19 protein-coding genes are annotated in these 24,148 nt (G+C 64.3%); 12 read left to right on the forward strand and 7 right to left on the reverse strand.

The window, feature by feature from the left end; all coding sequences use genetic code 11:
* Nucleotides 1-274 precede the first annotated feature (274 nt).
* The gene (polA, locus tag NKI72_RS18210) at nt 275-3,223 is read right to left on the reverse strand and encodes a DNA polymerase I (RefSeq protein ID WP_352834488.1); all 2,949 of its coding nucleotides are present in this window, start codon (nt 3,221-3,223) and stop codon (nt 275-277) included.
* Nucleotides 3,224-3,665: 442 nt separating this feature from the next.
* On the opposite strand from polA, the gene NKI72_RS18215 reads away from it, so the two are divergent.
* The 5 genes from NKI72_RS18215 to NKI72_RS18235 all read left to right on the forward strand — a co-directional run bounded on the left by NKI72_RS18215 (nt 3,666) and on the right by NKI72_RS18235 (nt 9,587).
* A complete protein-coding gene (locus NKI72_RS18215) occupies nt 3,666-5,051 on the forward strand; it encodes a M20/M25/M40 family metallo-hydrolase (protein WP_352850476.1) in 1,386 nt (461 codons plus the stop codon).
* 103 nt (nt 5,052-5,154) lie between these two features.
* On the forward strand, nt 5,155-5,775 hold the full coding sequence (locus NKI72_RS18220) for a ribonuclease D (protein WP_254816792.1): 621 nt from the start codon (nt 5,155-5,157) through the stop codon (nt 5,773-5,775).
* A gap of 203 nt (nt 5,776-5,978) precedes the next feature.
* Nucleotides 5,979-6,230 (forward strand): hypothetical protein, encoded by a 252-nt coding sequence (locus NKI72_RS18225; RefSeq protein WP_352469413.1) that lies wholly within the window; start codon nt 5,979-5,981, stop codon nt 6,228-6,230.
* Nucleotides 6,231-6,521: 291 nt separating this feature from the next.
* On the forward strand, nt 6,522-8,774 hold the full coding sequence (locus NKI72_RS18230) for a transglycosylase domain-containing protein (RefSeq protein WP_352850477.1): 2,253 nt from the start codon (nt 6,522-6,524) through the stop codon (nt 8,772-8,774).
* 60 nt (nt 8,775-8,834) lie between these two features.
* Entirely contained in the window at nt 8,835-9,587 is a 753-nt protein-coding gene (locus NKI72_RS18235) for an SDR family NAD(P)-dependent oxidoreductase (protein ID WP_023675240.1), read from the forward strand.
* Nucleotides 9,588-9,699: 112 nt separating this feature from the next.
* Here NKI72_RS18235 and NKI72_RS18240 read toward each other — a convergent pair whose 3' ends face one another.
* Together NKI72_RS18240 and NKI72_RS18245 are read right to left on the reverse strand one after the other, a co-directional pair.
* The gene (locus NKI72_RS18240; RefSeq protein ID WP_352834497.1) at nt 9,700-11,472 is read right to left on the reverse strand and encodes a cation:proton antiporter domain-containing protein; all 1,773 of its coding nucleotides are present in this window, start codon (nt 11,470-11,472) and stop codon (nt 9,700-9,702) included.
* A gap of 227 nt (nt 11,473-11,699) precedes the next feature.
* Nucleotides 11,700-12,149 (reverse strand): baeRF12 domain-containing protein, encoded by a 450-nt coding sequence (locus NKI72_RS18245; RefSeq protein WP_352448343.1) that lies wholly within the window; start codon nt 12,147-12,149, stop codon nt 11,700-11,702.
* 439 nt (nt 12,150-12,588) lie between these two features.
* Here NKI72_RS18245 and cysG point away from each other — a divergent pair, with 439 nt between their 5' ends.
* The 6 genes from cysG (at nt 12,589) to NKI72_RS18275 (ending at nt 18,322) form a co-directional block, all read left to right on the forward strand.
* Complete coding sequence (cysG, locus tag NKI72_RS18250; protein ID WP_352834500.1) at nt 12,589-14,040, forward strand: siroheme synthase CysG; 1,452 nt, start codon at nt 12,589-12,591, stop codon at nt 14,038-14,040.
* The gene (locus NKI72_RS18255) at nt 14,037-14,342 is read left to right on the forward strand and encodes a DUF2849 domain-containing protein (protein WP_352834503.1); all 306 of its coding nucleotides are present in this window, start codon (nt 14,037-14,039) and stop codon (nt 14,340-14,342) included. The genes cysG and NKI72_RS18255 overlap by 4 nt, the downstream gene beginning before the upstream one ends.
* 73 nt (nt 14,343-14,415) lie before the next feature.
* Nucleotides 14,416-16,086, forward strand: a complete 1,671-nt coding sequence (locus NKI72_RS18260; RefSeq protein ID WP_352834506.1) for a nitrite/sulfite reductase — start codon at nt 14,416-14,418, stop codon at nt 16,084-16,086.
* Entirely contained in the window at nt 16,061-16,825 is a 765-nt protein-coding gene (locus NKI72_RS18265) for a phosphoadenylyl-sulfate reductase (RefSeq protein WP_352448339.1), read from the forward strand. Before NKI72_RS18260 ends, NKI72_RS18265 begins: the two co-directional genes overlap by 26 nt.
* A gap of 202 nt (nt 16,826-17,027) precedes the next feature.
* On the forward strand, nt 17,028-17,564 hold the full coding sequence (locus tag NKI72_RS18270; protein ID WP_352539420.1) for a DUF934 domain-containing protein: 537 nt from the start codon (nt 17,028-17,030) through the stop codon (nt 17,562-17,564).
* Nucleotides 17,565-17,701: 137 nt separating this feature from the next.
* The gene (locus tag NKI72_RS18275; protein WP_352502643.1) at nt 17,702-18,322 is read left to right on the forward strand and encodes a DJ-1/PfpI family protein; all 621 of its coding nucleotides are present in this window, start codon (nt 17,702-17,704) and stop codon (nt 18,320-18,322) included.
* Nucleotides 18,323-18,469: 147 nt separating this feature from the next.
* Here the strand turns inward: NKI72_RS18275 and NKI72_RS18280 are convergent, their stop codons facing one another.
* The gene (locus tag NKI72_RS18280; RefSeq protein WP_352469420.1) at nt 18,470-19,492 is read right to left on the reverse strand and encodes a fatty acid desaturase; all 1,023 of its coding nucleotides are present in this window, start codon (nt 19,490-19,492) and stop codon (nt 18,470-18,472) included.
* 126 nt (nt 19,493-19,618) lie between these two features.
* Complete coding sequence (locus NKI72_RS18285) at nt 19,619-19,822, reverse strand: hypothetical protein (RefSeq protein ID WP_023675249.1); 204 nt, start codon at nt 19,820-19,822, stop codon at nt 19,619-19,621.
* Between the two features lie 236 nt (nt 19,823-20,058).
* Here NKI72_RS18285 and grpE point away from each other — a divergent pair, with 236 nt between their 5' ends.
* Nucleotides 20,059-20,694: a nucleotide exchange factor GrpE gene (gene grpE, locus NKI72_RS18290; protein ID WP_352502644.1), complete on the forward strand. Its 636-nt coding sequence runs from the start codon at nt 20,059-20,061 to the stop codon at nt 20,692-20,694.
* 112 nt (nt 20,695-20,806) lie between these two features.
* Here grpE and olsB read toward each other — a convergent pair whose 3' ends face one another.
* Complete coding sequence (gene olsB / locus NKI72_RS18295; RefSeq protein WP_023675251.1) at nt 20,807-21,682, reverse strand: l-ornithine N(alpha)-acyltransferase; 876 nt, start codon at nt 21,680-21,682, stop codon at nt 20,807-20,809.
* Between the two features lie 149 nt (nt 21,683-21,831).
* Nucleotides 21,832-24,120 carry a PAS domain-containing hybrid sensor histidine kinase/response regulator gene (locus NKI72_RS18300; RefSeq protein ID WP_352834510.1) on the reverse strand — a complete coding sequence of 763 codons (2,289 nt, stop codon included), beginning with the start codon at nt 24,118-24,120 and terminating at the stop codon, nt 21,832-21,834.
* Nucleotides 24,121-24,148: the final 28 nt, after the last annotated feature.

Raw genomic sequence — 24,148 nt, forward strand, 5'->3', positions numbered from 1 at the left:
GTGTTCCACGGACGGCTCCCTTGTTTGAGATCTCAACGAACTCATTCTGGCACATCCGATGCCGTCGGGCGCCGTCCACCCCATCATGCCGTTACATCAGCCGAAGAATGTAGCGGCTCAGAATGAAGCGCTCTATAGCGATCCTTCACACCTTCCTTGTCCAGCCTGCATCAAAAGTTCTGCACCGCAGCAACACTCTGATGTCACGGCATGGAATCCTAGGGTCTGCGCTTCGCTTCGCGTTCGCTCCGCCCTAGGATGACGAAGCACGGCCCTAATGCGCCTCTTCCCAGTTGTTGGCGGCGCGGGCGTCGACGTGCAGCGGCACCGACATCGATACCGCCGGCATGGCGGCGTTCTCCATGACGTGGCAGACGACCGGGATCGTCGCCTCGACCTCGGCTTCGACCGTCTCGAAAACCAGCTCGTCATGCACCTGCAGCAGCATGCGGGCAGAAAGCCTGGCTTTTTCCAGCGCCTCGTCCATACGGATCATGGCGCGACGGATGATGTCGGCGGCGGTGCCCTGCAGGCGGGCGTTGATCGAGGCGCGCTCGTTGAAGGCACGGACCGAAGGGTTCGACGACCGTATCTCCGGATAGTGGATGCGGCGGCCGAAGATGGTCTCGACGAAGCCGTGCTCGCGGGCATAGGCCTTGGTCGCATCGATATAGTCGCGGATGCCGGGGAAGCGCTCGAAATATTTCTTGATGTAGTCGCCGGCTTCCTCGCGCGCGATCGACAGCTGGTTGGCGAGGCCAAAGGCCGAAATGCCGTAGATGATGCCGAAATTGATCGCCTTGGCACGGCGGCGCACTTCCGAAGGCATGCCCTCGACCGGCACGTTGAACATTTCAGACGCGGTGATGGCGTGGATGTCGGCGCCATCGGCGAAGGCCTGCTTGAGCTGCGGGATTTCGGCGACGTGGGCGAGCACGCGCAATTCGATCTGGCTGTAGTCGGCGGAAACCAGCTTGTTGCCCTTGTCGGCGATGAAGGCCGTCCTGATCTTTCGACCCTCGACGGTGCGCACCGGAATGTTCTGCAGATTGGGATCCGAGGACGACAGCCGCCCGGTCGTCGTCGCGGCAAGCGCGTAGGAGGTGTGGACGCGCTTGGTGTCGGGATGGATGAAGCCGGGCAGCGCATCGGTATAGGTCGATTTCAGCTTGGTCAGCTGGCGCCAGTCGACGATCTTGCGCGGCAATTCGTGGCCTTCGGCGGCGAGGTCTTCGAGAAGCTGCGCCGAGGTCGACCACTGGCCGGTCTTGGTTTTTGAACCGCCGGGCAGACCCATCCTGCCGAACAGGATGTCGCCGAGCTGTTTTGGCGAGCCGATGTTGATGCGTTCGCCGACCAGCTGGTAGATCTCGTCCTCGAGCCGTGCGGCACCCTGTGCCAGTTCGCCGGAGAGCCGCGACAGGATCTGCCGGTCGACGGAGATGCCGCGCTGCTCCATCCGTGCCAGGACCGGCACCAACGGCCGTTCAAGCCGTTCATAGACCGAGACCAGGCCCTTGGCGGCAAGCCGTGGCTTCAGCACCTGCCAGAGCCTGAGCGCGACGTCGGCGTGCTCGGCCCCGTAAGCCGTCGCCTTGCCGAGGTCGGCCTGATCGAGGCCGATGAAGCTTCTTCCCGAACCGGCCAGTTCCTTCAGCGGAATGGTCGCGTGGCCGAGCCATTTATCGGCCAGCGCCTCCAGGCCGTGGCCACCGTGGGTTCCGGCCTCGAGCACGTAGGAGATCAGCATGGTGTCGTCATAGGGGCCGATCTCGATGCCGTGACGGCTCATGACGACAAGGCGGTATTTCATGTCGTGCACGATCTTGAGGACGGATTTGTCCTCGAGCAGCGGCTTGAGCAACGCCAGCGCGTCGCGGACCGGGATCTGGTCTTCGACCGCGCCGCCGCCGAGCAGGTCGCCATTGCCGTTTTTGTGAGCAAGCGGCACGTAGGCGGCGTGGCCGGGCGCGACGGCCATGGCAAGGCCGATCAGTTCGGCCCGCATCGGATCGGGCGAGGACGTCTTAACGTCGAAGGCGACGATGCCTCTCTCCATCGCCTCGGCGATCCAGGCCTTCAGCGTCGCGGCGTCGCGGATGCAGGTGTAGGCGCCGGTGTCGATCTTGCGGGCGGTGGCAGCCTCCAGGCGAAGCGCCGAAAGCAGGGATGGGGTGTCGCCTTGCTTGGCTGCGGCCGGAGCTTCGAGTGCCGCTTCGTCCGACGGCGGTGCGCTCTCGGCGGCCGCGGGCACGCCAAAACCCATATCGGGGCCATGCGCGGTATCGGCACGCTCTATGGTGACGGGGGTGGCTGGAACGTCGCCGGCGTCGGTTCCGGTCGCTTCGGCCACGCGGCGGGTCAGCGTCGAGAATTCCATGGTCTTGAGGAAGCCGATCAGCCTGGGGCCGTCCGGCGCATGCAACACGAACTCGTCAAGCCCTTCGGTCACCGGCACGTCGTTCTTCAGCCTCACCAGGTCACGCGAAATGCGTGCCTTGTCGGCATTGGCGATGATCGATTCGCGCCGCTTGTCCTGCTTGATCTCGCCGGCGCGGGCGAGCAGCGTGTCGAGGTCGCCGAACTGTTCGAGCAATTGCGCTGCCGTCTTCGGCCCGATGCCGGGCACGCCCGGCACATTGTCGACCGAATCGCCGGTCAGCGCCTGCAGGTCGATCATTTTCTGTGGCGGCACGCCCCATTTCTCGATCACCTCGGAAACGCCGATCTGGCGGTCCTTCATCGGGTCGTACATGGCAACCGTTGGGCCGACCAGTTGCATCAGATCCTTGTCGGAAGAGATGATGGTGGTGTCGGCGCCGGCTTCGCAGGCAAGCCGGCAATAGGTGGCGATCAAATCGTCGGCCTCGTAGCCTTTCGTCTCAAGGCATGGCAGGTTGAAGGCCCTGGTCGCCTGGCGGATCAGGCCGAATTGCGGGATCAAATCTTCCGGCGGCGCCGAGCGGTTGGCCTTGTATTCGGGGTAGAGGTCGTTGCGGAAGGTCTTCGACGAATAGTCGAAAATCACGGCGAAATGCGTCGGCACGATGCCGACATCGGTGTTGCGGGCGTCCTGCGTCAGCTTCCAGACCATGTTGCAGAAGCCGAGCACGGCACTGGTCGGCAGCCCGTCGGACTTGCGGGACAGCGGCGGCAGCGCGTGATAGGCACGGAAGATGTAGCCGGAGCCGTCGACAAGGAAGAGATGATCGCCTTTTTTCATGGCACGAGGGAATAGCGCGGCGCAGCGCCGCGGTCCATGCCAAAGGCGGCTTCTGCCAAGGGTTCCGGCAACACCCTGACAAATGGCGTGCGAGCCTGGCCTGCCATGCGGCCTGGCCGGAGCTTTGTTCGCTCACGCCTATGTTACAAAAGTGTAATTTTTGTGCCCTTGAATCGCCACGTTCGCAGACACAGATAAACGCCATCGGCAGTTTTCGCCGAAGTCCGGAGCAAGGCCCGTCCCCCGCCTATCCCGGACACTTGCGGCAGCCTATCCCCCCTCTCCGGGCTGCCGCATCGTTTCGAGTAGAGGCCGCCGTGGTTCCCTCCACCACGGCGGCATTTTTTTGCCTTTGGACAGGAAGCTGTGGCCCAACGGTCGCGGGCTTTCCGTTTCGCAACATGGGCTCTAGATTCGCCGCCAGAATCGAAAGGCCCGCCAGATGTCCGCAGTTTCCCCTGTTCTCGACCGCCTCGACAAGAACTTCGACCAGAGCCTGGAACGCCTGTTCGGCCTGCTCGGCATCAAGTCGATCTCCACCGATCCGGACTACGCCGCCGACTGCCGCAAGGCCGCCGAATGGCTGGTCGCCGAGCTCAAGCTGATCGGCTTCGACGCCAGCGTGCGCGACACACCAGGCCATCCGATGGTGGTCGCGCATCACGATGGGCCGGCGGGCGCGCCGCATTTGCTGTTTTACGGCCATTACGACGTCCAGCCGGTCGATCCGATCGAGCTGTGGGAAAGCGACCCGTTCGCGCCGGCGGTCAAGGAGATCGAGCCCGGCCACAAGGTGATCACCGGCCGCGGCGCGGCCGACGACAAGGGCCAGCTGATGACCTTCGTCGAGGCCTGCCGCGCGTGGAAGCAGGTGCATGGCGGATTGCCGTGCCGAATCACAATCCTGTTCGAGGGCGAGGAGGAGTCCGGATCGCCGTCGCTGAAGCCGTTTCTCGAGGCGAATGCGGATGAGCTCAAGGCCGTTTTCGCGCTGGTCTGCGACACCGGCATGTGGGACCGCGATACGCCGTCGATCTGCGTCTCGCTGCGCGGGCTGGTCGGCGAGGAGATTACGGTGACTGCCGCCGACCGCGACCTGCATTCCGGGCTCTATGGCGGTGCGGCCGCCAATCCGATCCGCATCCTGGCAAAAATTCTGGCCGACATCCACGATGCGGATGGTCACGTCACCATTCCGGGTTTTTATGACGGCGTCGAGGAAACGCCGTCGCAGATATTGCAGTCGTGGCTGTCGCTCGGTGAGACGGCCGAGACCTTCCTCGGCCCGATCGGCCTGTCGATCCCGTCCGGCGAAAAGGGCCGCTCGGTGCTCGAACTGACCTGGGCGCGACCGACGGCCGAGTTCAACGGCATTATCGGCGGCTATACCGGCAAGGGCTTCAAGACGGTGATCGCCGCGCAAGCCTCGGCAAAAATCTCCTTCCGCCTGGTCCACAAACAGGATCCGGAAAAAATCCGCGCCGCCTTCCAGGCATTTGCCAGGCAGCGCGTTCCGGCCGACTGCTCGGTCGAATTTCATCCGCATGGCGGCTCGCCGGCGATCCAGCTGTCCTACGACTCGCCCTTCCTCGCCAAGGCCAAGCAGGCGCTGTCCGACGAATGGCCGAAGCCGGCGGTGGTGACCGGCAGCGGCGGCTCGATCCCGGTGGTCGGCGATTTCCAGACTTATCTCGGCATGGAGTCGCTGCTCGTCGGTTTCGGCCTCGACGACGACCGCATCCACTCGCCGAACGAGAAGTACGAGATGAGCTCCTTCCACAAGGGCCAGCGCTCCTGGGCGCGCATTCTCGAGGCGCTGACACGCTGAAATTACGCCAGATTCAAGTTTTTGTTGATTTTTCGCCGGATCGCGGCAAGGACGGGCACGGTCCGTCGCGCATCGCTGCACGGGGCCGCGACCGGAGAAGACGATGAGCGACATACGTTTCCACAAAAACGATCTGCCCGGCCTGCTGCATTACGATGTCGGGGCGGTCGCCATCGACACCGAGACGCTGGGGCTGAACCCGCATCGCGACCGGCTCTGCGTCGTGCAGATCTCGCCGGGCGACGGCTCGGCCGACGTCATCCAGATCGCGCCCGGCCAGAAGAAGGCGCCGAACCTCGTCAGCCTGCTCAAGAACCGCAGCATCACCAAGCTGTTCCATTACGGCCGCTTCGATCTCGCCGTTCTCTACAATGCCTTCGGCGTCATGCCGGAGCCGGTGTTCTGCACCAAGATCGCGTCGCGGCTGACGCGCACCTACACCGACCGGCACGGGCTGAAGGACATCTGCTTCGAGCTTCTCGGGATCGGCCTGTCGAAGGCGCAGCAATCATCGGACTGGGCCGCCGAGACGCTGTCGCCCGAGCAACTCGAATATGCCGCCTCCGACGTGCTCTATTTGCACCGGCTGCGCGACGTGCTGAGCGCGCGTCTGGCGCGCGACAACCGGACCAGGGAGGCCGATGCCTGCTTCCGCTTCCTGCCGACGCGTGCGAAACTCGACCTGATGGGCTGGGATGAAGAGGACATCTTCGCCCACAGCTGATGGCCTTCATGATAATTCTACTCCGACGGCCATCTGGCGCAGTTTTCTCCGCTTCCGGTGCTCACGGACCCAAATGTCCGCTGCGCTCCGGTTCTCGAAAAACCACGCCATATGTCTCGCCGGAGCGAATTCTCCTAAAGGCCATCGGCCAGGAACCGGACGCTTATCCCGGCGTTCCGTTCGCTTCACCGGGAGAAATGAAAATGGCTGCCCGAAAATCAATCGAAACGGCACCGAAGGACGGTTCCAAGGTCACCGTCTACTGGCAGGACAGCGACGGCGTGATGAACGAGAGCATCGCGCAATACCGTTCGCTCGACCGGCTGAAGGCGGCAGGCGGCGACTGGGACGAAAGCGACGCTGGCTGGTGGGCCTATACGGACGGCCATACGCAAAGGAAGATCGAGCCGATCAGCTGGCGGCCGGCCTCCGACGATGCGGATGCCGACGACTGAGGGTTGTCGCAACCGCCGAACTGAAGTGATTATTCTGAGGCAACGCGCATTTTGTTCTTGCTTTGTGCCGGCAGCTATGCTACTAATTTCGCTATGGTGCTCATTGGCTCCAACGACCCGCCCGCCGAGGCGGGTTTTTCATTTCCGGCTTTGGCGCTGTCGCGGGCCGCAGCCGTTCGGCAAGCGACTGAATACAGTTTACTTCGATTTTTCCCGACTTAACCCGCCTTTAAACCGCCGCATCTAGTCTTCAACCCCAACGCCATAGGCATGGGGAAGACAGCACAGCGCATGGCGAACCGGAAAGACAGCCGCATCGAGCCCAGCTTCGAGGCATCGCCGGGGGCGAGATCCTCGGCCGGTTTTTCGGTAAGCGAGGAGGACCGCGTCGTGCCGAGCAACCGAAAAGCCGCTGCAAAGCGCAAATCGTCCAAGGTCAAGCCGCCGCGCGGCGGGCGCGGCAAAAGCCGGCGCGGCGTGTTCGGCGTGCTTGCCCGGCTGTTCTACTGGTGCTTCGTGCTGGCCATCTGGGGCGGCATCGCCACCGCCGGCATCGTCGTCTATTACGGCGCGAAAATGCCGGCGGCCACCACCTGGGCCATTCCCGACCGCGCCCCCAACATCAAGATCGTCTCGGTCGACGGCCAGCTGCTTGGCAATCGCGGCATGAGCGGCGGCGAGGCCGTCGGCCTGCACGAAATGTCGCCCTATATTCCCGAGGCCGTCATCGCCATCGAAGACCGCCGCTTCTATTCGCATTTCGGCATCGACCCGATCGGCCTTTCCCGGGCGATGGTGACCAATGTGCTGGGCGGGCATTTTTCGCAGGGCGGCTCGACGCTGACCCAGCAGCTGGCCAAGAACCTGTTCCTGACGCCGGACCGCACGCTGGAACGCAAGGTGCAGGAAGTGCTCTTGGCGCTGTGGCTGGAGCACAAGCATACGAAGGACCAGATCCTCGAAATGTACCTCAACCGGGTTTATTTCGGCTCCGGCGCCTATGGTGTCGAAGCGGCCTCGCGCCGCTATTTCGGCAAGAGCGCGCGTGACGTCACGCTGTCGGAGGCTGCCCTTCTCCCCGGCCTGCTCAAGGCGCCGTCGCGGCTGTCGCCCGCGCGCGACCCGAAGGCGGCCGAGCCGCGCTCGCAGCTGGTGCTCGCCGCGATGCGCGACGAGGGCAAGATCAGCGCCAAGGAGCAGACCACGGCGATGAGCGCGCCGGCGACACGCGCGCCGTCCTACTGGACCGGCTCGGAAAACTACGTCGCCGATACGATCATGGAAGAACTGCCCGACCTGATCGGCGACGTGCGCCGCGATATCGTCGTCGACACGACCGTCGACCTGACGCTGCAGAAACTCGCCGAGCAATCGATCCGCCGGCTGATCGACCAGAGCGGCAAGAAGCTCAATGTCAGCCAGGGCGCGCTGGTGTCGATCGACAATTCCGGCGCGGTGCGCGCGATGGTCGGCGGTTACGACTATTCGACCAGCCAGTTCGACCGCGCCTCGGAAGCGCGCCGCCAGCCGGGGTCGGCGTTCAAGCCGTTCGTCTACATGGCGGCGCTGGAATCCGGCCGCACGCCCGACAGCGTGCGCAACGACGCGCCGATCAAGATCGGCAACTGGACGCCCGACAATTACGGCGGCAAATATTTCGGCAAGGTGACGCTGGCGACGGCGCTGGCAAAATCGCTGAACTCGGTGGCCGCGCAGCTGACCATGGAAGTCGGGCCGAATGCGGTGGTCGAGGCGGCGCACCGCATGGGCGTCCAGTCCGAGCTGACGGCCAACACCTCGATCGCGCTCGGCACCTCGGAAGTGACGCCGCTGGAACTGACCTCGGCCTATGTTCCCTTCGCCAATGGCGGTTACAAGCCGGACATCCATTTCATCCGCCGCGTCACGACGAGCGACGGCAAGGTGCTCTACGAAAACAATGGCGGCGGTGCGCCGCGGGTCGTCAATCCCGATGTTGTCGGCATGATGAACTCGATGATGACCGGCACGGTCGAGATCGGCACGGCCAGGAAGGCGGCGTTCGCCTGGCCGGCGGCCGGCAAGACCGGCACCAGCCAGAATTCGCGCGACGCGTGGTTCATCGGCTATACCGCCAATCTGACCACCGGCGTCTGGTTCGGCAATGATGACGGCAGCGCGATGAAGAAGGTCACCGGCGGCGCGCTGCCGGCGCAGGCCTGGCACGAGTTCATGGTCGCCGCGCATGAGGGCGTGCCGGTGCGACCGCTGCCCGGAACCTGGAAGTCGACGCCGCCCGACACCATCGTGCCGGACGACATACCGTCCGACACGCCGCCGCCGGCGCCGGTCGCTTCCGTCGGCCAATCGGCGCCGCCTGTGGCAGCTACCCAGTCGGCTTCGCGTCCCGTGCGTTCTGCCGAGACAGTCGATGCCGGCGGCCTGGCCATGCCGGGCGTCGACAGCGCCACCGGATCGATCAAGCACCCGGTGCCGCCCGGCAATGTCGGCGGCCCGGTCAAGAAGCGGCAGACCTCGATATTGGACATTCTGACAGGCGGCTGAGCGACGGGCCCCTCGCCACCGCTGCCGCGTTCCGCTACATCTCCCGTTTGGAGACCGCGAATGGCAGAGACCGACACCAGAAAAACCATCGTGCTGACCGGCGCCAGCCGTGGCATCGGCCATGCCACGGTCAAGCGCTTTTCACGCGAAGGCTGGCGCGTCATCACCTGCTCGCGCCAGGCCTTTGCCGAGGACTGCCCGTGGCCGGCCGGCCCCGAAGACCATATCAAGGTCGACCTCGCCGACCAGGAGGATGTCGGCATCGCCATCTCCGAGATACGCCACCGGCTCGAGGCGCATGGCGGGCAGCTGCATGCGCTCGTCAACAATGCCGGCATCTCGCCGAAGCTCAAGGACGGCAACAGCCGCATGAACTCTATCGACACGCCGATGCATGTCTGGCGCGACGTCTTCCAGGTGAATTTCTTCGCCCCGATCATGCTGGCGCGCGGACTGTTCAAGGAACTGGCATCGGCCAAGGGCTCGATCGTCAACGTCACCTCGATCGCCGGCACCCGCGTGCATCCTTTCGCCGGTACCGCCTATGCGACGTCGAAGGCAGCACTCGGCTCGCTGACGCGCGAGATGGCGCATGATTTCGGCCCGCACGGCATTCGCGTCAACGCGATCGCACCGGGCGAGATCGACACCGCGATCCTGTCGCCGGGCACCGAAAAAATCGTCGAGACAATCCCGCTGAGAAGATTGGGCACCACGGCAGAAGTCGCCGACATCATCTTCTTCCTGTGCTCGCAGCAGGCGTCCTACGTGACCGGCTCGGAAATCCATATCAATGGCGGCCAGCACGTTTGAGCGGTTGGTTTTGATCAATCGTTGACGCTGCCCCTCATCCCCCTGCCGGGACCTTCTCCCGTGAAGAACGGGGAGAAGGGCTTGACCGCAACGCTGGCAGGGCGGCGCAGGCTTAGGCTGCCGTGGGCGCTTTCGGTGCTGCCGTCACCACCTCGACGATGCCGCGGGCGATCTCGCGTTCGCCCATGATGACGGTGTCGGCACCAAGGTTTTTGAGGTGCTCGACCTCGGCATCGGAATGGGCGCGGGCGATGATTTCGATTGTCGGATTGGCGGCGCGGGCGCGCAGAACGACCTGCCCGGCCTCGAAGGCGTTGGGAATGGCCAGGATCAGCCGCTTCGCCCCCTCGGGATTGGATGCGGCGAACACGTCGCCACTCGCCGCGTTGCCGGGTACGGTTTCGACCCCTTCGGCCTTGAGCTTCGCCAGCGTCTTGTCGGCATCCTCGATGACGAGGAAGGGCAGGGCGGCCTGCTTCAGCGCCGTGCCGACGAGGCTGCCGACGCGGCCGTAGCCGATCAGGATGGTGTGGCCGGTCAGCCTCGTCCTGGGCGGTGGGCCATCCTCGTTAGCAGGCGCCGCGACCGAAGCCACCTGGCCGGGCTCGGTCGCCGGGCCGATCGGCCTTGCTTCGCCGGACGGCGCCGTCCTGCCGGCGCGTGCTTCCAGCCAGGGTTTCATCCGGTCGACGGCAAAAAACATCAGCGGATTGAGGACGATCGACAGGATGGCGCCGGCGAGGATGAGGTCGCGGCCTTGTTCGGGCAGCAGTTTCAGCTCGACGCCGAGTTCAGCCAGGATGAACGAGAATTCGCCGATCTGGGCTAGGCTTGCCGAAATCATCAATGCGGTTGCGACCGGATAGCGGAAGACGACGACGATGACGAAGGCTGCCAGCGACTTGCCGACAACGATGATGGCCAGCGTCGCCAGGATCGGCCAGCCATTGCTGATCACGCTGAACGGGTCGAACAGCATGCCGACTGAAACGAAGAACAGCACGGAAAAGGCGTCGCGCAGCGGCAGCGATTCCTCGGCCGCCCGGTGGCTGAGCTCGGATTCGCTCATGATCATGCCGGCGAAGAAAGCGCCGAGAGCCAGCGACACGCCGAACAGCTTGGCCGCGCCGAAGGCGACGCCAAGCGCAATCGCAAGCACCGCCAACCGGAACAGTTCGCGCGATCCGGTATGGGCGACGTAGTGCAGGATCCAGGGGATAAGCCGGCGGCCGACCACCAGCATGACCACGACAAAGGCCGCGACCTTGGCCAGTGTGATGGCGACGACGCCCCAGACGCCGTAGCTCGCCGGCAGCGACAGCAGACCGCTGGAGTGCACCTCCACCTGCTCTTGGCCGCCGAGCACGCCGGCCAACGCCGGCAAAAGCACCAGCGCCAGCACCATCGCCAGATCCTCGACGATCAGCCAGCCAACGGCGATGCGGCCGCGCTCGGTCTCGATCAGCCGCCGCTCCTGCAGGGCGCGCAACAGCACCACGGTCGAGGCCACGGAAAGCGCCAGGCCAAAGACCAGTCCCGCACCGATCGACCAGCCGAGCATCCAGGCAAGGCCGGCGCCGAGGGCTGTCGCGAAGCCGATCTGCACAATGGCGCCGGGCACGGCGATGGCGCGGACCGACAACAGGTCCTTCAGCGAGAAATGCAGGCCGACGCCGAACATCAGCAGGATGACGCCGATCTCGGCAAGTTCATTGGCGAGGCCGGCATCGGCGACGAAACCCGGCGTGTTCGGTCCAACCAGAACGCCGGCGATGAGATAGCCTACCAGCGGCGGCACGCGAAAACGGTTGGCAAGTGCGCCGAAGACGAAAGCCAGCCCCAGACCGGCGACGATGGTGGCGATAAGGGGCGTGTCATGCGGCATTGTCTATGGAGCGCCTTCAGGAATCGCGATGTCGGATATGCGCCGTCCAATGGCCGCCGCCTTGGCAGTATGGAGGCTGGGACATTTGCGAGACAACCCGCAATCCCCATGAAATCGATGGCAAGACGGCAAAAAGGCGTTGAGCCGGCAAGCGTTGCCACCCGGCGCGGCCTGCTCCAGGCAGGCGATTGCTACGGAAACGAAAGTTGCACGCCGCCGATGCCCGATCAGGTCGCCTGCAGCAGGCTCTCGATATCGGGTATGCTGTGGTTGGTCAGCGTCTTTGGAATTTCGGCCGTTATCTTGTCGGTGACCTCCTTGTGCAGTTTCCTGCGCATGTCGCCCAGCACCGGCGGCGGCGCGATCAGCACGATCTCCTTGAAGCTGCCGCGGTGCGCGAGCTTGTAGAGCCTGTCGGCAATCTCTTCGGCAAAACGCTCCTTGCCGAGACGGTGCCAGTCGGTGTCCTCGACCGCACTGCGGTGGACGGAAGGGCCGTCGCTGTAGCGGCCGGGGCGGTCCGTGCCTTGTTCTCGGGTTGCCGGATTTTCCTGCTCCATCTCGTGCACGACCTGAAGGTCGGGATATTGGACGTCTCCACGGTTCTCGAGGAACAGCGCCTTTTCGCCATCTGCCACCACGATCCACAGTCCGCGTTTCAGTCTGACGTTGCTCATGGGGCGCTCCTTTTTGATTTTTCGAACCCATCGCCGGGCCTTTGCCGCAGGGGTGTGACCGGGCCTGGGTCCATAGGGCAAACGCGTGCCGAGGCGGGAATGTTCCGGCACTCGGACCCGGTGCTCCGACGGGGGTCGGCGAGAGTGCGGGGCTGCCGTCGATCGCTCGGTCAGCATCCGGCGGCTTAATCTACTAAATTGATAGAATTTAGAAAAATCTGTTTTGTGGTTAGCTCCTCCGGCCGCTAAAAAGGCAGCGGATCAAGGGCTGCAACAGCAGCTTCAATCTGCCCCGCATTTGAATGTGGAATATTTTTCTCTTGGCCTTCATGCTTGCAGAAAAGAGATTGCCTGCTACGAAGCGATGCGCGAGTGGGTGCCTTCTGGTTTTTCGCGCCCCCGCGTAGAACTGACAAACGGTTCCAGGATTCCGCTCGTCATGCCGCAAGCCACACCCAAGCTCAATGCCTTTCCCGTCTTCATGCGGGTCGAGGGCGAAGCCATAGCCATCGTCGGCGGCGCAGAGGAAGCGCTGGCCAAGGCGCGGCTGCTCGCGCAGTCGAGCGCTGTGCTGCGCATCGTCAGCGATGAAACAAGCCCGGAGCTGCTGGCCTTTATGGCCGAGACGGGGGCCGCCCACATCGCCGACGTCTATGATGCAGCACATCTCAATGGTGCGGTGATGGTGTTTGCCGCCAGCGGCGACGAGGCGCTCGATCGCCGCGTTGCCGGGGATGCGCGCCGGCTGGGCATTCCGGTCAATGCCGTCGACCGGCCGGAGCTATGCGATTTCTTCACGCCGGCACTGGTCAACCGCGCGCCGGTCGCCATTGCCATCGGCACGGAAGGTGCCGGCCCGGTGCTGGCGCAGATGCTGCGCAGCCGCATCGACCGCATGCTGGCGCCCTCGCTCGGGCCGCTCGCGGCGCTCGCCGCATCTTTTCGCGACACCGCCGAAAGACTGCTGCCGAAGGGCAATGCCCGCCGCCGCTTCTGGAGCGATTTCTTTGGCGGCGCGCCGGCCCGCGCTGTCGAGGCAGGCGAGCTTTCGCAGGCGCATGATGCGGCCGTCGGCCTGCTGCTTTCGACAGAACCGGCATCGGGCCATATCGCGCTTGTAGGCGCCGGTCCAGGCGCCGAGGACCTTTTGACGCTGCGCGCCCATCGCCTGCTGATGGAAGCCGACGTGATCGTCCATGACGCGCTGGTGCCGGAGGCGATCGTCGCAATGGGCCGTCGCGATGCCGAGCGCCTGCCGGTCGGCAAGCGCAAGGGCTGCCATTCCAAGAGCCAGGCCGAGATCAATGCGCTGCTGGTCGAGCTTGGCCACGCCGGCAAGCGTGTCGTGCGGCTGAAGTCCGGCGACCCGCTGGTGTTCGGCCGGGCCGGCGAGGAGATGGCGGCACTTCGCGATGCCGGCGTCGCCTACGAAGTGGTTCCGGGCGTCACCGCGGCCTTCGCCGCCGCCGCCGATTTCGAACTGCCGCTGACGCTGCGCGGCGTGTCGTCGTCGATGGTGTTCACCACCGGCCATGACCTCAAGGGAAATTCGCTGCCCGACTGGGCAAAGCTCGCCATTTCCGGCGCGACGGTCGCCGTCTATATGGGCCGCTCGGTCGCCGCCGAGGTCGCCGGCCGGCTGATCGAAGCCGGCCTGTCGCCGGATACGGCCGTCGCCGTGGTCGAGAATGCCAGCCTTGCCAACCGCCGCCGTTTCCACGGCACGCTCGCCGACCTGCCGTCGCTGGAGGTGCGCGCCGACCTCAGCGGCCCGGTGATGACCATCATCGGCGACGCGGTCGCCGGCGCCAATTTCGAACGGTCCGAGCCGCTGGCGGCACACAGGCAGGAAAGCGTGGCGAGTGCTGCCGCGCAAGGAGTGAGCCAATGAAAGTCTTGACCGCGAACCGCCTCGCCGACGGCATAGCCGTCTGGTACGCCAATGGCGGCTGGGCCGAGATCATCGACCATGCCGACATCGCCCATGACAAGGCGGCCGAGGACCGGCTGGAGGCAATCGGCGCCAAGGCCTCCGCCAACAACGAAGTGGTCGACGTCAACCTGATAGACGTGACCGTGGCCAACGGCACAGTCGAAGCGGTCCGGTTGCGCGAAAGGATCCGTGCCGCCGGCCCGACCACCCGCAACGACCTGGGCAAGCAGGCCCGTCCGCAAGCCGCACGTGCGGCATAGATGACACAAGCATGATCCCGATCATGCTCGAACGAAGAAAATAACGGGCGGACGCGCCCGGAAAGACCTGAATATGTACCGTTACGATGAGTTCGACCACGATTTCGTCAAGGCCCGCGTCGCCGAGTTCAGCGACCAGGTTGCGCGGCGCCTTGCCGGCGAGATCACCGAGGACCAGTTCCGGCCGCTTCGGCTGATGAACGGCGTCTATCTGCAGCTGCATGCCTATATGCTGCGCATCGCGGTGCCCTACGGCACGCTGAACAGCAAGCAGCTGCGCATGCTCGGCCACATCGCCCGCAAATACGACAAAGGTTACGGCCATTTCACGACGCGCCAGAACATCCAGTTCAACTGGCCGGCGCTGTCGGACATCCCGGCGATCCTGGCTGATCTGGCAAACGTCGAGATGCACGCCATCCAGACCAGCGGCAATTGCATCCGCAACGTCACCGCCGACCACTTCGCCGGCGCCGCCGCTGACGAGGTTGCCGATCCGCGCCCCTATGCCGAAATCCTGCGGCAATGGTCCTCGGTGCATCCGGAGTTCTCGTTCCTGCCGCGAAAATTCAAGATCGCGGTGACCGGCGCCGAGCGCGACCGCGCCGCCATCCAGACGCACGACATCGGCCTGCACCTGAAGAAGAACGCCGCCGGCGAGCTCGGTTTCGCTGTCTATGTCGGCGGCGGCCAAGGCCGCACGCCGATGGTCGCCAAGAAGATCCGCGATTTCCTGCCCGAAGCGGATCTGTTGTCCTACTGCACGGCGATCCTGCGCGTTTACAACCTCTACGGCCGGCGCGACAACAAGTTCAAGGCGCGCATCAAGATCCTGGTCCATGAGACCGGCGTCGAGGAGATCACCCGCCAGGTCGAGGCCGAATGGCAGGAGTTGAAGGACGCCGAGCTGAGGCTGCCGGAAGAAGACATCCGCGCCATCGATGCGTATTTCGCGCCGCCTCCGCTTGTCGACCGGCCGGAAGGCGACGAGGCGGTCAAGCTTGCCCGCCTCGACTCCAAGAGCTTTTCCGAATGGCTGGATCAGAATGTGGTCACCCATCGCCATCCCGACTACGCGGCGGTGACCATCTCGCTCAAGGGCATCGGCGAGACGCCGGGCGATGCCTCCGACAGCCAGATGGAAGCGGTCGCCGACATTGCCGAAAAATATTCATTCGACGAGCTGCGCGTCAGTCACGAGCAGAACCTGATCCTGCCGCATGTGGCGCGGGCCGACCTCAAGGCGGTCTATGACGCGCTTGTCGATATCGGGCTGGCGACGGCCAATTCCAACCTGATCAGCGACATCATCTCCTGCCCCGGCCTCGACTATTGCGCGCTGGCAACGGCGCGTTCCATTCCCGTGGCACAGGAAATCTCGCGGCGCTTTGCTTCGCTGGAGCGCCAGCGCGACATCGGCGAATTGAAGCTGAAGATTTCCGGCTGCATCAATGCCTGCGGCCATCACCATGTCGGCCATATAGGCATCCTGGGCGTCGAGAAGAAAGGCGCCGAGCTTTACCAGGTGACGCTCGGCGGCTCGGCCGACGAGAACACCTCGGTCGGCGAGATCATCGGCCGCGGCTTCAGTTCGGAAGAGATCACCGATGCCATCGAGCAGATCGTCGAGACCTATCTCGGGCTTCGGCTGGACAGAAACGAAAGATTCATCGACGCCTACCGCCGAGTCGGTCCCGCGCCGTTCAAGGAGGCGCTCTATGCTGGCGAAGCCAAGGCCGCTTGACCGTATCGTCGACGTCGAGGCCGGCATCGCCGCCCAAGCGGCGGGTCTCGACGCGCTCTACGGCCATCTGAAGCCGCTGGAGATCATCGAGCGGTCGACCCGGGAGTTCTTTCACGGCGAAATCGCCGCCGTCTCGTCCTTCGGCGCGGATTCGGCGGTGCTGCTGCACATGATCGCCGAGATCGACCGCACGCTGCCGGTGATCTTTCTCGACACCGGCAAGCATTTCGAGGAGACGCTCGGCTATCGTGACGCGCTGGCCGCCGATTTCGGGCTGAGCGATATCCGGGTGATCAGGCCCGACGATGCGGCGCTGGCAAGGATCGACCCGACCGGCAATCTGAACGAGACCGACACCGACGCCTGCTGCGACGTGCGCAAAGTCGAGCCGCTGGCGCGCGGCGTCGAGCCGTTCCGCGCCTGGTTCACCGGCCGCAAGCGCTTCCAGGCGGCGACCCGGGCAGCGCTCCCGGTGTTCGAGGCGGTCGGCTCGCGCATCCGCATCAATCCGCTGGCGCACTGGACGACATCGGACCAGGCCGGCTACATGCGCGCGCATGCGCTGCGTGAAAACCCGCTGGTCGCCTATGGCTATCTGTCGATCGGCTGTTTCCCATGCACGCAGCCGGTGCAACCGGGCGACGATGCGCGCAGCGGCCGCTGGGCCGGGCACGCCAAGACCGAATGCGGCATCCACTTGTCGGGGCTGGAAAGGTCGCTGACCGACGCATCACTTTAGGGTATATTGATATTCAGCCGGCCTGCAAACGGCGGCTTCCTGCGCTTCCGGCGCTCACGTACCCAAAGTACGCTCCGCTCCGGTTCTCGGAGGCCACGCAGTTTGGTCGCTTCGCGCCCGCCTTCGGCTCGGCCTGACCTGAATCTCAACGCACCCTGAGGTGTTTTGCACTTTAGAATCTTTGGACTTGGGAATTTTCTTGATGAGCGACTTGATAGCCGAAAACGCCATGCGGCTGTGGACACCGGATGGGTTCCGCGAGGACGAGTGGGTTCATGCCGAAAGCGCCGAGGCGCTGGTCGGCAATGGCCGTTTCATCCTGCCCTTGCAGGCGTTTCTGGGCCTCGATCCGGAGGTGCGGCGGTCGGCGAAGGAGCGCATCGGTGTGCTGCTGCAGCCCGGCGATCAGCTCGAGAAGATCGCAGGCCTGCTCGATCAGCTGTCGCTGGTGGCGCTGGCGTTTCCGGCGTTCAATGACGGCCGCTCGTTCTCCAAGGGCGAATTGCTGCGCAGCCGTTATCATTTTGCAGGCGCTATGCGCGCCACCGGGCAGGTGCTGATCGATCAGTTGCCGCATATGCTGCGCGTCGGCTTCGATGAATTCGAGGTATCGCACCCGGTGCTGCTGAAGCGGCTCGAGCAAGGCCGCACCGGCGGACTTCCGCTGTTCTATCAGCCGGCGGTGAAGCCGGAGGCCAAAGGCCCGAAATATTCCTGGCGGCGGGTGCGCGCCGGCTGATCCGCTCCAGAGGGCCAGAAGCCCTATCTGGTCGGACCACATTCCCGATTCAGCCTTTTATTTTGCGCCTCTCCGCCTTAGGATGGGCCCATTATTTCGCGATCCGAATAAATGTGGCCACAAGGGAGGAACCGGGTATGGCTGGCAAGAAGATATTGATGCTCGTTGGCGAGTTCAGCGAGGAGTACGAGATTTTCGTCTTTGAACAGGCCATGCATGCGGTGGGCCACACCGTCCATGTCGTTTGCCCCGACAAGAAGGCCGGCGATATCCTGAAGACCTCCCTGCACGACTTCGAGGGCCACCAGACCTATACGGAAAAGCTCGGCCACGACTACATCCTCAACAAGACGTTTTCCGAGGTCAATCCGGCCGACTACGATGCCGTCTACGCGGCGGGCGGGCGCGGGCCGGAATATATCCGCATCGACAAGCGCGTGCAGGCGCTGGTGCGGCATTTCCATGAGACGGGAAAACCGATCTTCACCATCTGCCACGGCGTGCAGATCCTGATCGCGGTCGACGGCGTGGTGCGCGGCAGGGAAGTCGCGGCGCTGCAATATTGCGAGCCGGAAGTCACGCTGGCCGGCGGCATCTATATCGATGTTGCGCCGACCGGCGCCCATGTCGACGGCAATTTGGTGTCGGCGAAGGGCTGGCCGGGCCTTGCCGCCTTCATGCGCGAATGCCTGAAAGTGCTGGGCACCGAGATCCGCCAGGGCGAGACCCTGATGCGCGACCAGCGCCGGGCGGCTTAAGCTCGGAATGTGGAGCCCGCCGCACCCCTAACGCATGTCGCGCAAAAGTGTCAGCGGTTTTGCGATAACGGCATGCATAAACGACAACCTAAAGCGCGTCGCATGAGGCCGGTCGAGCGCAACGCGCTTTAGGTGCGGCGGTATGCTTTACACGGCCATCCGCGCTTCGCGGAACGATACCAGCTTGCTGCGACTCTCGTCCCACAGCGCCAGCTTGACGCAGCGCAGGCTGTCGAGGAGTGTGACGCGGCCGATCTCACGCAGCTCCGGATAGTCCCTCAACACTTCCGGAAGCCGGTAGCATGGCACCTTGGCCGAGAGGTGATGCACGTGGTGGACGCCGATATTGCCGGTGATCCAGTTCAGCACCGGCGGCAGGTCGTAATAGGACGAACCGTGCAGGGCAGCGTGCTGGAATTCCCACTCGGAGTCCTTTGTCCACTCCGTCTCCTCGAACTGATGCTGGACATAAAACAGCCAGATGCCGGCCGATCCGGCGAGGATGACGATCGGCAAATGCACGACCAGGAACGCGCCGGGGCCAACGAACCAGATGAGCAGCGCGGCGATGACCGCGATGGCGAGATTGGTCGACATCGACGACACCCAGGGGGTGAAACCGCCCCGCATCATGCCCAAGGGCAGTCTCTGCTCGAAAATGAAGATCCATATCGGGCCAAGGCCAAACATCACCAGCGGATGGCGATAGAGGCGATAGGCGAGCCGGCCCCGCCATGACAGTTGCCGATATTCAGCGACCGTCAGTGTCTTGATGTCGCCGGTGCCGCGCTCGTCGAGATTGCCGGCGCTGGCGTGATGGGTTGCGTGGGCGCGGCGCCAGCAATCGTAGGGCGTCAGCGTCAACACGCCAAGCACGCGGCCGATCCAGTCGTCGGCATAGCGGTTGGCAAAGAAGGAGCCGTGGCCGCAATCGTGCTGGATCATGAAGATACGCACCAGAAAGCCGGCTGCCGGAAGGATCAGGACCAGACCCCACCAATGGCCATAGGCATAAGCGGCCGAGGACAGTGCCCACAGCGTGGCGAAGGGGATGAGGGTGATGGCGAGTTCGACGGCGCTGCGACGCCTGTCGGGCTTTTTATAGCGCGACAGGATCTTCAACCAGGCGCGCTTGCTGTTTGCCACAGCTTCGGGGGAAATCATGTTCATCATGAAACATAGGCGGAGCGGCGCGCTGCCGCAAGGCGGAGATCACGCAAAGTTACTGCGGGTAAATGTCGCGCGATGGCGAGGAATTGCGGCCGCAATCGCAGGTCGCGTTGCTGGCGACGGTGTCTACCGACGGCGCCCGCCTGCGACCACCTTGGCTTCGACGCCGTCCAGGCGGTCGAGCAATTCCTTCAGACGGTCGGGAATATCGGACTCCGTGCGGAAGGCCGGTAAGGTGCGCAGAAAGCGCTTGGTCGCCTCGGTGCCGAGCTGGCGCCGGATATCGGCGGCGAGCCCGTCGCGTTTTTCGCCATTCCTGCGGGGCATCATCCAAAATCCTGTGTCGGCTTCGAAACTCTTCCAAGGGAGGAATGGTTCCCGCATTGTAGTGTCCCGGCAAGCAAAGCCGTCGGGTACGGTAAAGTTTGAATTAAAATCGAAAGGTCTGCGCCGTCCGCCATCAAGCAGCGACAGCGGCTGCAGTATCGCTTGCCCCTTGATTTTTGGCCGCTAAACCTCGATATCGGGCGCAAATCCACACCATTCGAAAATGACGGGAAACGGCGATGAGCGACCAGGCAAAAGACGAACGCGCGCCCGATGAAGCCGAGAAGACCGAGGCTGCCGCGGAGCCAAGGGAAGGTGGCGTCGACGGCGACTATGAGGCGCTTGTGCGGCTTCTGAAGGAAAACGAAGAGCTGAAGGATCGCGCGCTGCGCGTCGCGGCCGACATGGAGAATTTGCGCCGCCGTACCGCGCGGGACGTCCACGATGCGCGCGCCTATGCGGTTGCCAATTTTGCCCGCGACATGCTTTCGGTGTCGGACAATCTGCGCCGTGCGCTGGATGCCATCCCCGAGGAGGCCAAGGCGTCGGGCGATGCCGGCTTCAAGACGCTGATCGACGGCGTCGAGATCACCGAGCGCGCCATGCTGTCGGCGCTGGAACGCCACGGCGTGAAGAAGCTTGAGCCCGAGGGCGAGAAATTCGATCCGAATTTCCACCAGGCGATGTTCGAGGTGCCCAATCCCGACGTACCGGCCAACACAGTCGTGCAGGTCGTGCAGCCCGGCTATTCGATCGGCGAGCGTGTTCTGCGGCCGGCCATGGTCGGCGTCGCCAAGGGCGGCCCCAAGCATGTGGCGAGCGAAGCGCCGGTGGAGCCGGGGCCGGTCAACGAGCAGGCTGAGAAGGATGCGTAAGTTAGGGGAGTAGGGGAACAGGGCAGTACGGGAGTAGGGAATAGCGCTACGTCGGGCAAAGTAGAGCAATTGCCTACTCGCGCCCTTGCCTTCTCTCCGCCTACTCCCCTATTCAGGCCGCAAACCGCTGCGCTTCTCCGCCATAATAATTGACGTAGCGGGCACCGATCTCCTTGACCGGCATCACCACGAACACGTCGACCGTCGAGAATTCACGGTCGATGACGCAACCGTCGCCGATGCGCGCGCCGACGCGCAGATAGCCCTTGACCAGCGGCGGCATCGCGGCGATCGCCGCCTTGGTATTGACGGCCTCGATCGGCATCAGATCCATCGAACAATAGCGCCCGGCGACGGCACGCACGTCCCATGATGAATTCGTCCGGCAGTGGTGGGCAAGGTAGGTCAGCGCCTCTGCATGTGCCGCCGGCACGGTGCCGTGGAACGACGCGCAGCCGGTCATCACGCCAATGCCGTAATGGTTGATATAGGCCCAGATGCCTTGCCACAGCGCCTCGATGGTGCGCTTCGAGCGGTATTCGGGCAGAACACAGGAGCGGCCGAGCTCGAGGAAGCGCTGGCCAGGATGCCGCGCGATCAGCTTGGTCAGTTCGAATTCGCCTTCGGAATAGAAGCCGCCGGCGGCCGCGGCAATCTCCTGCCGCAGCAGGCGGTAGGTGCCGACGATGCGGCGATGCTCGGGGCCGGAAAGCGAAGTATCGAAGACCAGGAGATGATCGCAGAGGGGATCGAAGCGATCGGCATCGCGGCGGTCCTGCATCTGGAACAGGTCCTTCCTGGCACCAAGCTCGTCGTAGAACACCCGGTAGCGCACTTCCTGCGCGGCAGCGATCTCGGCCTCGTTGCGGGCGAGCCGCACTTCGAGATTGCCGATGCGGCCGAGCGATGCGCCTTTTATGACGGCATCGGCGTTCCGGCCGACGAGCAAAGGCCCGCTGGCGTTCGGCCGAGCATCACATTCCGGCATGACTGTATGCACGAGTGATTCTCCTTCGAGCCATCCCTCTTGGCACGGGGATACGGTGTAGGTGCAACAGGATTGTGACAGTACCGTGATACGGCTCTGCGGGCAATACTTCGTCGGCTGGGCAATCTATCAACCGTCGATGTTGTGCCTCAGGCGGCCGCTTGCCCTTCGACCGCATGAACCAGGGCATCGGGGTCGAGCGGCTTGGTGACGAAGCCGCTGGCACCGTGAGCGAGCACGGCGTGGCGGGTCTTTTCCTGGCTGTCGGCCGACAGCACCATGATCGGCACCGGCGGCACCGCGGTCTCCTCCTCATGGCGGCGGATGGCGGCGATGGCGTCCAGGCCGTCCATGACAGGCATATGCAAGTCCATCAGCACCACGTCGTAACGGTGCTTGTGGCCGGTGCTGATGACCGCCTCGACGGCGGCCTTGCCGTTGCCGACCACTTTCACGCGATGCCCGGCCTTCAGCAGCGTAGCGCGGGCCAGCATGGCGTTGATGTCGTTGTCCTCGGCGATCAGCACCGACAGGCCCTGCTGGCGGGCGCCAATGGCTTGCCCCGCCTGCGCGCCGCGCCTTTGCAGTTGCGGCTCGGCGACGACCGGCGCGTGGCTGGTCAAAAGCACGCGCAGCAATGTCTCGCCGCGCACCGGCCTCGCAAGGAAGGTGGCGTAACCATTGGCACGGAACTCGCCAAGCATGCCACGGTCGGTCGGTGCGATCAGCGTCACTGCCTCGCAATCGGCAAATCCGCTCTGGCGCAGGCGCCTGAGCAGCCTGCCGTCGCTTTGCTCCATGGCAGCATCGATCAGCAGCACGTCGCAGCTCTCGGCGAAAGGGGTGGCCTGGGCGGCGGCGGTGGCCAGATCGACCGTGCCGCCATTGCCGCGAATGGTGCGGGCGAGGGCTTCGGCCTCGACCAGGTTCTTCGACACGATCACCGCATGCCGGCCCGACAGCGCGTCCTGGCGGATCTGCGGCGCCTCGACGGCGGAAATAGCGGGAATCTCGAAGACGAATTCGGACCCCTGGCCAAGCCGGCTCGACACAGAGATAGTGCCGCCCATGGCGGTCACCAGGCGCTTGGAAATGGCGAGACCGAGGCCGGCACCGCCATGCGCACGGGTCGAGGTGCCGTCAGCCTGTTCGAAGTCCTCGAATATGCGCTCCATGTCCTGCTCGCGCAGACCGGGGCCGGTGTCGGTGATGGTGAAGCGGATGCGGTCGGTGGTTTCGGTGCGGACGCGGGCGATGCTTGCCAGGACGCCGCCGCTGTCGGTGAACTTGACGGCGTTGCCGATGAGATTGAGCAGCACCTGCCTGACCCTGCCGGGGTCGGCGGTGATCAGCTGCGGCACGTCGGGTTCGACATGACAGCCGAGGCCGATATCCTTGGCAAAAGCCCGCGCCGCCAAAAGCTCGATGACATTGTCGGCGATCTCGCGCACCGACATCGGCTGCGGTTCGGGATCGAAGCGGCCGGCCTCGATCTTGGAGTAGTCGAGCAGGTCCTCGATCAGCGCCAGCAGCGCGCTGGCCGAGGTCGAGATGGCGCCGACATAGGTCCGCTGCTCGGGCGAAAGGCTGGTGTCGGCGAGAAGCCGGGCCATGCCCATGATGCCGTTCATCGGCGTGCGGATCTCGTGGCTGACGGTGGCTAGGAAGCGCGATTTGGCCTGGCTCGCATATTCGGCCCGCTCGCGGGCGGTGATCAGCGAGGATTCGGCGCGCTTGCGAGCGGTGATGTCGCGGGCGATGGCGCGATGCGAAACGGCGCCGCTGTCCTTGTCGCGCACCGACAGCTCGATCCAAGAGAACCAGCGTGGGCCGTCCGGCGTGCGAATGGCGACGTCGGTGGAACTCAGGCATTCATGGTCGGAAAACGCGGCGTCGGGGACGATGCCGACATCGATGCCTAGTTCGGCCAGGGACTTGCCGGCAAGCTCGCGCTGGTCGGTTTCGACAAGGTCGGCGAAAACCTTGTTGGCGTAGACAATGTGGCCGTCGCGGTCACGATGGACGACGAGATCGCCGAGTGCATCGATCAGCCCGCGAAAGCGCTCCTCGCTCTCCTGCATCTCCCACATGCGGTCGGCCAGCGTCTCGATTTCGGCGCGGCTGCGGGCGGTCGTGGCATCGAGCAGGGCCACCGCGCGGCGCTCGGTGCGCCTGTTGCGCAGATGCATGGCGAGCCCGGCGATGGCTGTCGCCAAAAGGCCGATAGTGATGAAGATCGGCGCCCCGGTCAGATGCGAAAAGCCTGCCAGCACGACAATGGCGACGAGCGTCAGGAAGGGCAGGCCTTCGCGGTTGGAGGCCGGCAGTTCCGGCGCCAGCGGTGGCGCGGCGACAAGCTGCCGTCCTGGCGCCGCGGGGGCCGTCCCGTCGGCCCGTTCGGCTGGTTCCGCCTCTCTGATGCCGGGTTCCGCAATCATACGGAAATCCTGTCAGACAGAGCTTATC

This window comes from Mesorhizobium sp. M0437, from assembly GCF_040321335.1.
Classification (GTDB): Bacteria; Pseudomonadota; Alphaproteobacteria; order Rhizobiales; family Rhizobiaceae; genus Mesorhizobium.

What these genes read in the sequence shown, in the direction of transcription:
- polA (WP_352834488.1), bottom strand. Translation starts at nt 3,223, where the DNA reads ATGAAAAAAGGCGATCATCTCTTCCTTGTCGACGGCTCCGGCTACATC.
- NKI72_RS18215 (WP_352850476.1), top strand. Translation starts at nt 3,666, where the DNA reads ATGTCCGCAGTTTCCCCTGTTCTCGACCGCCTCGACAAGAACTTCGAC.
- NKI72_RS18220 (WP_254816792.1), top strand. Translation starts at nt 5,155, where the DNA reads ATGAGCGACATACGTTTCCACAAAAACGATCTGCCCGGCCTGCTGCAT.
- NKI72_RS18225 (WP_352469413.1), top strand. Translation starts at nt 5,979, where the DNA reads ATGGCTGCCCGAAAATCAATCGAAACGGCACCGAAGGACGGTTCCAAG.
- NKI72_RS18230 (WP_352850477.1), top strand. Translation starts at nt 6,522, where the DNA reads ATGGCGAACCGGAAAGACAGCCGCATCGAGCCCAGCTTCGAGGCATCG.
- NKI72_RS18235 (WP_023675240.1), top strand. Translation starts at nt 8,835, where the DNA reads ATGGCAGAGACCGACACCAGAAAAACCATCGTGCTGACCGGCGCCAGC.
- NKI72_RS18240 (WP_352834497.1), bottom strand. Translation starts at nt 11,472, where the DNA reads ATGCCGCATGACACGCCCCTTATCGCCACCATCGTCGCCGGTCTGGGG.
- NKI72_RS18245 (WP_352448343.1), bottom strand. Translation starts at nt 12,149, where the DNA reads ATGAGCAACGTCAGACTGAAACGCGGACTGTGGATCGTGGTGGCAGAT.
- cysG (WP_352834500.1), top strand. Translation starts at nt 12,589, where the DNA reads ATGCCGCAAGCCACACCCAAGCTCAATGCCTTTCCCGTCTTCATGCGG.
- NKI72_RS18255 (WP_352834503.1), top strand. Translation starts at nt 14,037, where the DNA reads ATGAAAGTCTTGACCGCGAACCGCCTCGCCGACGGCATAGCCGTCTGG.
- NKI72_RS18260 (WP_352834506.1), top strand. Translation starts at nt 14,416, where the DNA reads ATGTACCGTTACGATGAGTTCGACCACGATTTCGTCAAGGCCCGCGTC.
- NKI72_RS18265 (WP_352448339.1), top strand. Translation starts at nt 16,061, where the DNA reads ATGCTGGCGAAGCCAAGGCCGCTTGACCGTATCGTCGACGTCGAGGCC.
- NKI72_RS18270 (WP_352539420.1), top strand. Translation starts at nt 17,028, where the DNA reads ATGAGCGACTTGATAGCCGAAAACGCCATGCGGCTGTGGACACCGGAT.
- NKI72_RS18275 (WP_352502643.1), top strand. Translation starts at nt 17,702, where the DNA reads ATGGCTGGCAAGAAGATATTGATGCTCGTTGGCGAGTTCAGCGAGGAG.
- NKI72_RS18280 (WP_352469420.1), bottom strand. Translation starts at nt 19,492, where the DNA reads ATGAACATGATTTCCCCCGAAGCTGTGGCAAACAGCAAGCGCGCCTGG.
- NKI72_RS18285 (WP_023675249.1), bottom strand. Translation starts at nt 19,822, where the DNA reads ATGATGCCCCGCAGGAATGGCGAAAAACGCGACGGGCTCGCCGCCGAT.
- grpE (WP_352502644.1), top strand. Translation starts at nt 20,059, where the DNA reads ATGAGCGACCAGGCAAAAGACGAACGCGCGCCCGATGAAGCCGAGAAG.
- olsB (WP_023675251.1), bottom strand. Translation starts at nt 21,682, where the DNA reads ATGCCGGAATGTGATGCTCGGCCGAACGCCAGCGGGCCTTTGCTCGTC.
- NKI72_RS18300 (WP_352834510.1), bottom strand. Translation starts at nt 24,120, where the DNA reads ATGATTGCGGAACCCGGCATCAGAGAGGCGGAACCAGCCGAACGGGCC.